This is a genomic window from Patescibacteria group bacterium, assembly GCA_022560785.1.
In the GTDB taxonomy this organism is placed as follows: Bacteria; Patescibacteriota; Minisyncoccia; order Phycocordibacterales; family JADFSL01; genus JADFSL01.
The window spans coordinates 1-10,435 of the sequence record JADFSL010000023.1; the positions used below are offsets into that span (position 1 = coordinate 1).

General features: G+C 38.8%; 13 protein-coding genes. 1 reads left to right on the forward strand and 12 read right to left on the reverse strand.

Annotated features, from left to right (window positions below):
• Positions 1 to 196 precede the first annotated feature (196 nt).
• Complete coding sequence (locus IIB50_02420; protein MCH7529950.1) at positions 197 to 724, reverse strand: hypothetical protein; 528 nt, start codon at positions 722 to 724, stop codon at positions 197 to 199.
• A gap of 215 nt (positions 725 to 939) precedes the next feature.
• Between IIB50_02420 and IIB50_02425 the strand changes: the two genes are divergently transcribed.
• Positions 940 to 2,211, forward strand: a complete 1,272-nt coding sequence (locus IIB50_02425) for an insulinase family protein (GenBank protein ID MCH7529951.1) — start codon at positions 940 to 942, stop codon at positions 2,209 to 2,211.
• Positions 2,212 to 2,226: 15 nt separating this feature from the next.
• Here the strand turns inward: IIB50_02425 and IIB50_02430 are convergent, their stop codons facing one another.
• The 11 genes from IIB50_02430 to IIB50_02480 all read right to left on the reverse strand — a co-directional run.
• A complete protein-coding gene (locus IIB50_02430) occupies positions 2,227 to 2,649 on the reverse strand; it encodes an EamA family transporter (GenBank protein ID MCH7529952.1) in 423 nt (140 codons plus the stop codon).
• Position 2,650: 1 nt separating this feature from the next.
• Complete coding sequence (locus IIB50_02435; GenBank protein MCH7529953.1) at positions 2,651 to 3,226, reverse strand: bifunctional (p)ppGpp synthetase/guanosine-3',5'-bis(diphosphate) 3'-pyrophosphohydrolase; 576 nt, start codon at positions 3,224 to 3,226, stop codon at positions 2,651 to 2,653.
• 75 nt (positions 3,227 to 3,301) lie between these two features.
• A complete protein-coding gene (locus tag IIB50_02440; protein ID MCH7529954.1) occupies positions 3,302 to 3,901 on the reverse strand; it encodes a uracil-DNA glycosylase in 600 nt (199 codons plus the stop codon).
• Positions 3,902 to 3,903: 2 nt separating this feature from the next.
• Entirely contained in the window at positions 3,904 to 4,521 is a 618-nt protein-coding gene (pcm, locus tag IIB50_02445; protein MCH7529955.1) for a protein-L-isoaspartate O-methyltransferase, read from the reverse strand.
• On the reverse strand, positions 4,518 to 4,766 hold the full coding sequence (locus IIB50_02450; GenBank protein ID MCH7529956.1) for an MGMT family protein: 249 nt from the start codon (positions 4,764 to 4,766) through the stop codon (positions 4,518 to 4,520). The genes pcm and IIB50_02450 overlap by 4 nt, the downstream gene beginning before the upstream one ends.
• A 1-nt stretch (position 4,767) precedes the next feature.
• A complete protein-coding gene (locus IIB50_02455; protein ID MCH7529957.1) occupies positions 4,768 to 5,589 on the reverse strand; it encodes a PD-(D/E)XK nuclease family protein in 822 nt (273 codons plus the stop codon).
• A gap of 39 nt (positions 5,590 to 5,628) precedes the next feature.
• The gene (locus tag IIB50_02460) at positions 5,629 to 6,456 is read right to left on the reverse strand and encodes an ATPase (protein ID MCH7529958.1); all 828 of its coding nucleotides are present in this window, start codon (positions 6,454 to 6,456) and stop codon (positions 5,629 to 5,631) included.
• Between the two features lie 22 nt (positions 6,457 to 6,478).
• On the reverse strand, positions 6,479 to 6,949 hold the full coding sequence (locus tag IIB50_02465) for a hypothetical protein (GenBank protein MCH7529959.1): 471 nt from the start codon (positions 6,947 to 6,949) through the stop codon (positions 6,479 to 6,481).
• A 60-nt stretch (positions 6,950 to 7,009) separates the two neighbouring features.
• Positions 7,010 to 8,140 carry a tRNA 2-thiouridine(34) synthase MnmA gene (mnmA, locus tag IIB50_02470; GenBank protein ID MCH7529960.1) on the reverse strand — a complete coding sequence of 377 codons (1,131 nt, stop codon included), beginning with the start codon at positions 8,138 to 8,140 and terminating at the stop codon, positions 7,010 to 7,012.
• Between the two features lie 79 nt (positions 8,141 to 8,219).
• The gene (mltG, locus tag IIB50_02475) at positions 8,220 to 9,254 is read right to left on the reverse strand and encodes an endolytic transglycosylase MltG (protein MCH7529961.1); all 1,035 of its coding nucleotides are present in this window, start codon (positions 9,252 to 9,254) and stop codon (positions 8,220 to 8,222) included.
• A gap of 5 nt (positions 9,255 to 9,259) precedes the next feature.
• On the reverse strand, positions 9,260 to 10,435 hold a 1,176-nt coding region (locus tag IIB50_02480; protein ID MCH7529962.1), incomplete at its 5' end, for a hypothetical protein.

The window sequence follows — 10,435 nt, forward strand, 5'->3', positions numbered from 1 at the left end:
GCAAAGATTGTTCCAACAGGAAAAGTACCGCATAAAACAGATTCTCCATTAAGTTAATAAATGAATGAGCCTTGCAGCTATAATGAATGAATTACTTCGCCCTATTATTGGGGACATGTTTATTGTTTGAGAAACCGGATGGGCCGCAGTTCGACGTAGCTCACTGAAGCATAGCCCACCCTACAAGACCAAAATATTAAGGTGTATGCCAAGGCGCTTCCCATAGCCATTCGTTACTCAACAAAACGAAGTCTAAAACGTCCACAAGGCCGTCCCCATTTTGGTCAGAATCGTTCCAAATCGCTTCGGCAATGACTGGGGTTAATTGCGGTCCCTCGCCGACTACATTTTCAGGGGTAATTGAATAATGATAGGTGGTTCCATTCTCGACATTGAAATCTAATCTTCGACCAAGTTCGTTTATTAAATCTTGAAGAACAAACCCACTATCTTTAAATGCCTTTTCTAAGCACTGATTTATATATTTCGCTAATAAATCGACGCTTATATAAGAAAAGTATTCTTTAATTTCACTTGAGCATTCTGAATCATCTTTTAAATGACCATCACCAGCCAATCCAACAAGTAGCTGAATCTGCTTTGATTCAATATCTTCTTTATTTCCTTTCTGACTCTTGTCTCTATTTTTAAAGATAACCCACAACACAAGTCCGGTGAGTGCAACGATAACAAAGACAATTAAGATTACGGTGGTAAAATCCATCCCGTTAGAGACAGGTCGCGATCTCCACGTCCTGTATAATTAACATTTGCTAAATTTGTGTTCGACTTTTCCTCATAATAATACCACTAAACATCTCCGTGACCGCGGTCTCTAACGAGATCCATAGTGATTAGATTATATCACAGCTTTTTTATTGATTAAATCCTTTAATAAAAATTAGTAAAAAATAGATAAGTTCTATATACTCCTATAGTATGAATAGTATGAAATTACATTCAAAAAAGCTTGAAAATGGTCTTACGATACAGGCGGTGGAAATGTCAGGAACTAATGTTGTAACTTCACTTATACTTGTAGGTGCTGGCTCTCGGAATGAAGAGAAAAATATAAATGGAATTGCTCACTTCCTCGAACACATGTTCTTTAAGGGAGGTGGGAAGTACAAAACCTGCAGTGCAGTTGCTTCTACCATAGATGGACTTGGTGCTGAATTTAATGCATTCACCAGTGAAGAAATTGTTGGATATTATGTAAAATCAGCAAAAAAGCATGTTGATACGTCTCTTGATGTATTAAGTGACATGCTTATTAAAGCTCGTTTTCCAAAGAAAGAAATAGAGAAGGAGCGCGGAGTTATTCTTGAAGAGATTGCAATGTATTTAGATTTACCAATGCAACAAATTGCAGATGATTTTACAACCTTATTGTTTGGAGACCAACCTCTTGGAAGAAGTGTTTTAGGACCTCCAGAAGTAATAAAATCGGTAACACAAAAAGATTTTTTTGATTACAAAGAAGCTTTGTATGTACCAGAAAACACTGTAATTACACTCGCTGGAGCAGTAGGCAAAGAAGATATTTCTAGAGTAGAAAAATATTTTGATTTCAAGCCGGGAATACAGACTAAAAAAGCGTCTCCTTTTGATTCAAGGTTTTTAGAAAAAAAATATAGTATTCGTGAAAAGCAGACTGAACAATATCACATAAGTTTTGGAGTTTTGGGATTGTCAGAAAAAGATGCACGATATCCAGTCCAGCAAGTGCTCTCTACGATACTTGGAGGAAATATGTCTTCTCGTATGTTCTTAAACGTTCGTGAAGAAAAAGGGCTGTGTTATTCTATTCGTACCATATCGGGAGGATATTCTGACATAGGGATTTTCACTACTAGAGCAGGGGTAAGGCTTGATAAAGTACTAAATGCGGTAGAGGCGATTCGAACTGAGTATAATGCAATAGCTAAAAATGGAACAACTGAGGAAGAACTCATAAAAGCAAAAGCATTTGCACAAGGAAGAATAGATTTATCGACAGAGGATACGGAAAAAGTAGCTTTTCATTATGGAAGTAATACACTCCTATACACATTACAAGAATCTTTCGAAGAGGAAAAACAAAAGATAGCAAAAGTTACTAAAGCGGAAGTTGATAAGTTGGCAAAGGAGCTCTTACAACCAGAAAAATATCGTTTTTCAGGAATAGGTCCTAAGATAGATGAGGAAAAACTACTTAGATTGATTTCTTAGTTCTCTATCCAAAAGTTATTTAAGAGTTATAAATATCGCACCGGCAGTCATTAGAAGTGCGCCGAATATGACTTGCCAACCAAATCCTTCTCCTAAAAATATCGCCGCGAGTATCACGACAAACACAACGCTTAAGCGGTCAATCGCCACCACTCCGGAAGCAAGTCCCGCTTTAAGAGCAATAAAGTAAAACAACCATGAAAGCGCTCCCGCGACTCCAGCGAGGATTATGAGGGTCCATTCTCGCGAATTGAAAGACGCTAGAGAAAACCCGTCAAATTTGTGCAAGAAGAAGCTAACTACTACAAGAAACAGCACCATGACCATCGCCCGCACTGTTGTTGCGAGTGTCGTATCTATGTCTTTGAGTCCTAACTTTGCAAAAATGGCAACAAGCGCTGCGAAAATCGCCGAGAGAAATGCGTAAAATACCCACATATCATTTTTCTATGAAAAGCTCTGACGCCTCATTGTACACCGTCTCAAATTCAGATACAATATTACTTTTCAATCGCTCGTGACATATTTTTAAAATATTGCTATAAAACTGCATTTGTTCTTCAATTGGAGCATTGAAATTTCCCCAGATTACTGGGCCGTGTTTTTTGTAATCAGCAATTGTGGTATTCAAATTGTGAATTTTGTCTGCCGCCGATACCAATACCGATTCGTCACTTGCCCCATGCAAATTTGCTGCATATTTTTCCTTTCTTTCTTTCCATGAATTCTTTTTGTTTTCATTTGAATAATTTTCTGTTACCCCGAGCACTATCTCTCTCACCTTTTTCCCAAAATCATTCTCAAGTTTATCTGGTGTGTACTTCGTATCCTCTATTGCATCATGAAGAAGTCCAGCCACAATAACATCCTCATCATCTGTGTAATTTGAGAGAATTATTGCAACTGAATATAGGTGGGTAATATACGGATAAACCACTTCCCCTTTTCTGCTTTGTCCGCGGTGGAGCACTGCAGCTTTTATTATTGCTTTTTCTATTTTTGGTGTCAGTTTCATAATGACTTACCTAATGAGTGTAGCGAATTTAAAAAATCATTACCTTGTTAAATAGCTAATAGTCTCTTTGTTCCTTTAGTTACTAAACTTTTTAAGCACCTTGAAATCCTTAAGGAGCGTGTCTTTCAAACTTTGCGTGTAGATAGCTGCCGCCGGATGGTACAGTGGAACTACTGTTATGTTACCAAAAAGTGATGCGACGAGTAATGTTAATCCATGCATTTTGCTTATCGGTTGGAGGTCTTTTTCAAGTCCGAATTTTCGCATGATGTATTCCATTGAAAATCGTCCCAGTGTCGCAATCACTTTAGGTTGGATAATTTCAATCTGTCGATCCAAAAATGGAGCGTACACGGTAATTTCATCAGGAAGCGGGTCTCTGTTCTCCGGAGGTCGGTCTTTCACAATATTGGTAATGTAAACCTCCTCCCTGGGGATGTTTATGGATTCCAGAAGTTCATCAAGGATTTTCCCAGACGCTCCACAAAATGGACGGCCTGTCTGTGCTTCGTTTTTGCCTGGGGCCTCACCTATAAACATTATTTTTGCATCGTGACTTCCTTCTCCGATAACAGGATAGTAGTTGTTTGACTTTCGCGCCTCATAGAGCGGAGATGTCGTTAACTCAACTATTTCATCTTTAATTTTTTTCATTTGCTCCGTTTTGCTGGACATGTTTATTTTGTTATAAGTGGCACAAAAGCAAAACCGGGATAATGCTTTATCTCTACTCCATCGCTTTTTTTCTCAACTTTGCAAATTGAATCGCCAATCGGCAGAACCATAATTCCTCCTTCTTTGAGCTGTTCCATAAGCTCCTGTGGTATATTATCGGCACAAGCGGATACTAAAATTTTATCAAATGGAGCTTCGTGCGGAAGTCCGAGTATGTCTCCTGCCTGCAAAATTTCTGCATTTTTAAAATGATACTTACTGATATTTTTTCTGCCAAATGAGACAAGATCTGGAAGTAGTTCGACTCCCCACACATATCCCTTTTCACCGATAATATGTGCAATGATAGCTGTGGTCCAACCAGAGCCGGAACCAACATCCAGAATCTTTTCACCTCTCTCAGGACTAAGAAGTTCAAGCATAAATGCAACTGTTGTTGGTTGAGAGATTGATTGTTCTTTTGCTATCGGAAGTGGGTAATCCTCATACGCTTCAACTTTACAGTCATCGATGACAAAATCCACTCTGTCTATATGTTCAAACGCATCGGCAAACTCCTTTCTTTTAAACACTTGGGTATTTTCTTCAAGGTGTTCAATCAAATTTTTCTTTGTATTCATAGTGCGTTTTCCGATTTTAGCTTTTTCATTTTAGCTTCAGTTCCTCGGTTGTATCCACCGACACTTCCATCAGAGCGTATAACTCTATGACATGGGATATAGGGACTGGTGTTTTTGTTCATTATTGATCCGATAGCTCGCGCCCCCTTACCATTGCCAACCAACGCCGCAACCTCACCATATGAAAGTGTTTCCCCTTTCGGAATGCGAGACACTATCTGATTTACACGCTGAGTAAAAGTCATGCTAGAAAAGTGTTCCGGTATCTATTTTAGTTTTATCTTCCTGTTTTAGTTTTGTATTCGCCGGGTGTAATTTTTGTAACTTCTGTAACTTTTTGCCGGAAGCTTCTCTGTATGGACAATACTCACAATCTTCTCCTGACGCAGGAATTATGCTTGAATCTAAGCACGATTTTATTTTCGTTAGTGTTGATTCAATCCAATCGTCCTTGCCTGTATACGAGAGAACCTTAACATCAAACTCTAATTTTCCATCAAATGCTTCTACATCGGTTTTTCCATTTACATATACAAAATATCCAGTGTCTAAAACATTAAATCCATTTTGCCGAAACAACCATTGATATACTTCCATTTGTCGTTTATATCCATCTTGCCACGGGGCATCTAAATTTACTTCTCCATTTTTACTTGTCGCTTTATAATCCACAATAATCAATTCATCGGCAGGAGTAACCCACACATCATCTATCGCACCCGAAACGCTAAATCCTGTCTCTTCATGTTTGCACTGAATTCCTTTGAAATTATCCCGCCATAAATCCATATCCTTGTGTTGGAATGGCACTGCATCTATGTTGTACTGTTCCATAAGAGGATGTGCTATTTTTTTTGCACGATGAATATCAAACTCTTTCTTGAGAAGCGTGTCAACAGCGATATTTAAACTGAGTGGGTACCCTGGAGGCCTTTTTGTACCAAGTTTATTATCAAGATAAAAACACCGAGGACATTCTATAAAAAAGTCTATTTTAGAACGAGAAAGACGCCAGTTTTTGCCGCCATAGTTCCAATTTTCCGATCGATTTGGATTGTACACTGCCATCCAAAACAGTATAGCACAACAGATATCTGAACTGCTGCTTTACTTTGTATTGCGAGAACCGCAAAGAGACCGGCTTTCGCTGAGCACTGTTTCTATCTTACTATCTGAAAAACCTAAACTTTTCATCATATCCTGTTTTTCAAAAAGCGATCTGCATAACACTACGTCGCGTTCCATTAGTGCTCTTTTTTCCTGTTTTGAAAGTGTGGTTAAGCTCGTCAGTGGCTGTATTCCTGACTCTTCTATGAGATTATTTAAATTTCCAGAGGGAGGATCGCTCCATGAGACGGTGCGGAGACCCACGCATTTGCTGTACTTGATTGCGTTGTGGGTAAACTTTGTATTAGTAACAAGCCACCGTTCATCTATTGGACTTGTGTTGCTACTGTTTGCTTGTATATCTTCAAACCTAGCATGTACATACAAAGCCACTTTTAAATCAGACTTGATCCCCAGTTTATTATGAAATTTCATTTCTGCGGCAATGTTTTTACCGTCTTTGTGTGCATAGAGATCTATTTCGTGCTTTGCACACGCTCCTTTTATTATTTTACCAACTTCAGTGGAATACCCCCACTTTTTAAAAATTTCAGCGATAAACTGTTCAAATGGAAAACCAGAGGGACCCAGATCGAGAACTGCCCGCTTCATTGAATACCGTGCAGCTATTCCCTTTTCCTGTTTTTTGAGAAGAGTATATGCTCGTCGATAAATGAGCGAAGTATTCATTCCTTCTTTAAGTTCAGATTCTATTTTTTGTATCACCTTATCACACTCAGCTTCCGAAGTTCCCGCTTTTATAAGCGATGCACGAAGCTTCGAGGAATCAAATGCTTCTTTATTACCATCCAGTTTGGTTATGAGCATCTTTCGTTATAGTCTAAATGTTTTATAGTCCCTCAAGTGACGATACTTCGGTAACTTCAAGGTCAAATAATTCACCATTGAAAATCGCCCTGACGACAGCATCTCTCTCTGCACTGAATGTAAGGGCAAAAGCTTGCTTAGAAATAACTTGGGCACATGCCCCGGCAATACTTTTTGTCTCAAATGACAAGGTCACCTGTTCAGGCTTGGTCTGTCTTACTTGTATCTGTGAGCTCAGCTCGTGGCATGGTGTAGGAGTTTCAATGTGTCCAAAGTAGGTGTGCTCTCCGTCCGAATAGAAGTGTGTTATTGCTAAACTCCCGGCACTTTTTGTCGATAGATTGTCTTCTTGTTGTATTTTGTCTTTTTTGTATTGGTCAAAACTAAACCGCCCATCTTTTGAATAAGCAGCGTACCCAAGCAACATAAGCCCAAATACGATAAGCACCGCAATTAGCGATACAGATATTTTTTGTGAATTCTCTTCTTCCATACTATATGTTTATTATACGCCCGTCAGTAAAATAACAAAAGACTTGTCTGGGGATGACCATTACATAATGATTCCTCCACCCATACACCGCTCATTATCATAGAGCACTAGGGACTGACCCGGCGGTGAAAGCGGTAATGCATTTGAAAATGTAATCATTGTGTGATTTCCAGATGTGTTTGAAACTTCACTCAGTGATAATTTCTGCCGATATCTTGTGCGGGCTTCGTATATGTTTGTTTCTTGAGGGGAATCCCCAATCCAATTTGTATTTTCAAGTTTAACCGTATCTTTATTTTGTATTGTAACTATTGGAGATACAGTGATTGTGTTGCCTTTCGTTTCCTTATCAATGACATAATATGGAGACATTTCTGGATTTTGCTTTGTCAAAGTAAACCCATGGCGCTGTCCAATGGTATAAAACGCCGCTCCATTGTGAACACCAATCACTTCTTTCTCTTGGGTAAGCACCACTCCTTCTTTTTCATTAATAAAACCCTTTAGAAAATCTTTCATATCGAGTTTACCAATAAAACACAGTCCTTGGCTGTCTTTTTTATTTGCTGTCGCAAGACCAAATTTTTCTGCAAGCTTTCGCACTTGCGGCTTTGCATATTGCCCAACCGGAAATAATGTCCTCTTTAACACATCTTGTGTAAGAGTCCACAAAAAATATGACTGGTCTTTATTTGAATCAATCCCTTTGAGCAAATGATATGTTCCTGATTTCTCATTAAACTTTACGCGTGCATAATGCCCTGTAGCTATGTAATCGGCTCCCATTTTCATAGATTGTTTGAAAAATTCTCCAAACTTTACATATTTATTACACATAACGTCTGGGTTGGGGGTTCTCCCAGTTTTATACTCATGCACCATGTAATCCACAACTTCTTTTTTGTATTCTTTTTCCAAATCAAATGTAAGAAACGAAATGCCTAAATGTGCACATACTCGCATGGCATCGCGTCGTTCCTCCTTCCATGTACACGGCAAAAACTCTGGGTGCCATACCTTTATAAACACGCCTGTTACGTCATAACCCCTAAACCCCTTAGGGGTCGGGCGACCAAATAATTTTTCAAAATTATTTGGTGTAGCCTGTTTCAAAAGCGCCGCAGAAACCGAAGAGTCTACTCCGCCAGAGAGTGCAACAAATACCTTTTTTTTGTCATTTTGATTGTTCATTTGCTGTAATATAGCACGACCAAACCCATTTACAGTCTAAACACCAAGTGGTAGTGGCACGCTATCGCGCAAAGTATTTTTAATTCACATATAGACTTTTCTTTCTTTTGTGTTCATCAAATGTCTTACTGTAATGCATTATGCCATTTCTGTCGGAGAGAAAGTACAAATACTCTGACTGAATAGGATTTACCGCTGCATAAAGCGAATCGTATCCGGGGTTTGTTATGGGTCCGATAGGCAGTCCGGCATACTTATAGGTATTGTATGGAGAATCCATCGCTAAATCTTCCAGAGTAAGCTGATATGTGTTTTTTCCGATGGTGTAGCCAAACGTTGCATCAACCTGAAGTGCCATGCCTATATCAATCCGTTTCCAGAGTATGCCAGATATAATACGCCTTGTTTCAGTAGTTCGTGCTTCTTTTTCAAGCATTGATGCCATTATCACAACATCGTGGAGTGGTTCCCCAAATTTTTTTATATCATCCTCCAGCTCAGCTATTTTTATAAAAAAAGTTGATTCAAGTGTTTTTATTATTTCTTCCGCTTCTACATTTGGGAGGAAAAAATAGGTATCGGGAAACAGATATCCTTCTTTTTTCTTTGCCTTATCCAAAAATTCCTTGCTGTCAAAATCAGAAAATTTGCTCGCGAAAATTGTTTCCATTTCTCTCACCATTGTCCCTTCAGGAATGGTGACTAGAAGAGAATCCAGTTCAAAATTGCCCGTGGTAATCATTCGTGCAACTCCAAGTATATTTTTTCTTTTTGGAAAAAAATAATCTCCTGCATGGACACCTGTTTGCATTCCAACAACTCGTATAATTGCTTTAAGCCATAACGCAGACCTCACCACGCTATTTTCTTCAAACAACTCTGTTATATCTCCAAGACTAGCCCCTTCTTCAACTGTTACAATTTTACCCACTGGAAATGATGGTGGTGAGCTGTACACAAATGTGTAAAAGAGTAAAAACACAATAAGCGTAACCGTAAAAAAAAGTTTACTGCGTCTCTCCTTGTTTTCCGGAAGTCTACGAAGGTCAAAGTGAAATCGTTTTATTTCTTGCCTTACTTCCCTTTCTGGTTTTAATTCAAAGTCTGGTGGCATAAGTATTATGTTGGAAGATTTGAAGGGGCTTCTGATTTTGTTGAGGGCACCCTGCTTAACGTAGGAGTTTGCACCACCTCTCCTGGAAAATGAAACAATGTTGCAAGTTCCTCAGTGCTGAGTACAAAAGGTTGAGTTTTAAATGGTGGGTGGAAATATGAACGACGTTTATATGCTTCCAAAAGTTGGTGTCGAGCCCGGTTTTGCCTTTTACCGCGAAAATCCTGCCATGGGTAGTTAAACGGTATCATCCATCTTGCTGGACCAAATTTGTTTAGTGTATTTGAGCTGTATTGTTTCATCACGTGAACGAGTCCAACAATGTTCTTTGGATTAAATTTGTCTTTGTCTGCAAAGTATATTCCTCTTATTCCGCAATCATACCCCAATTTTGATATTGAGCGCTCTATTGCCGCAACATTTTCTGCTTGCCCTTTTGACAAATTGAGTACTGTGGGCATTTTTATATCTTCGGTTTTAAAAGTTGCCGCTTTAATAATTTTGTCTATTTCCTCCTGTGCTTCATCTTTCCATCCCTTTTTCCCAAAGAGTGTTCCTGCTTTGTGTTTTTCATTTCTATTTACACGAATGATAATCTGCATCCATAGTTGCTCCCCTTTTCCAATCGAGCCGAAAAATTCAAGTTGTGACGCAAGTGGATTTATTTTAAATTCCTCCTTTGGGTCTTTGTCTAAGCCATAGTCTATATAGGTTTTTATCGGTATAGGGTCTGGTTCTGATAATTTAAAATCACATCCCCACAAATTGGTTTTTTCAAGATCAAGCGCTATCGGCAAGGCATAGTCCTCAACTTCATAAATTTCTACAGTTGGATACTGCGCGTAAATTTGTGATTCTATAAGCTCTTTTAAAAATGTTCTTGTCCATATGAAAAAATGAATTTCACCTTCTATTGAAACTATTTCGAGTGAGAACCACGGACGTGTCTTTCCTGCCCAGTATCGGTCGATAAAAGTTGTTTCTCCAATACCGATATGCATACCAGAAAGTACTGTTTCCATCGCAAGTGGCGATTTAGAAATTTCTCGCGGTAAACGTATTTCAAGCAATGTATATGTGTCATTTTTGATTGCCTCGGAGCGAATGTAATTAAGCCACAGGTGCCAAAAAACAGCAAAGAGTATTGCGGGCAGCCACAGTGGAGTAAGTACAATAGTTAT

Excerpts from the sequence above, each read along its gene's own strand:
- IIB50_02420 (MCH7529950.1), bottom strand. The coding sequence starts at position 724 with ATGGATTTTACCACCGTAATCTTAATTGTCTTTGTTATCGTTGCACTC.
- IIB50_02425 (MCH7529951.1), top strand. The coding sequence starts at position 940 with ATGAATAGTATGAAATTACATTCAAAAAAGCTTGAAAATGGTCTTACG.
- IIB50_02430 (MCH7529952.1), bottom strand. The coding sequence starts at position 2,649 with ATGTGGGTATTTTACGCATTTCTCTCGGCGATTTTCGCAGCGCTTGTT.
- IIB50_02435 (MCH7529953.1), bottom strand. The coding sequence starts at position 3,226 with ATGAAACTGACACCAAAAATAGAAAAAGCAATAATAAAAGCTGCAGTG.
- IIB50_02440 (MCH7529954.1), bottom strand. The coding sequence starts at position 3,901 with ATGTCCAGCAAAACGGAGCAAATGAAAAAAATTAAAGATGAAATAGTT.
- pcm (MCH7529955.1), bottom strand. The coding sequence starts at position 4,521 with ATGAATACAAAGAAAAATTTGATTGAACACCTTGAAGAAAATACCCAA.
- IIB50_02450 (MCH7529956.1), bottom strand. The coding sequence starts at position 4,766 with ATGACTTTTACTCAGCGTGTAAATCAGATAGTGTCTCGCATTCCGAAA.
- IIB50_02455 (MCH7529957.1), bottom strand. The coding sequence starts at position 5,589 with ATGGCAGTGTACAATCCAAATCGATCGGAAAATTGGAACTATGGCGGC.
- IIB50_02460 (MCH7529958.1), bottom strand. The coding sequence starts at position 6,456 with ATGCTCATAACCAAACTGGATGGTAATAAAGAAGCATTTGATTCCTCG.
- IIB50_02465 (MCH7529959.1), bottom strand. The coding sequence starts at position 6,949 with ATGGAAGAAGAGAATTCACAAAAAATATCTGTATCGCTAATTGCGGTG.
- mnmA (MCH7529960.1), bottom strand. The coding sequence starts at position 8,140 with ATGAACAATCAAAATGACAAAAAAAAGGTATTTGTTGCACTCTCTGGC.
- mltG (MCH7529961.1), bottom strand. The coding sequence starts at position 9,254 with ATGCCACCAGACTTTGAATTAAAACCAGAAAGGGAAGTAAGGCAAGAA.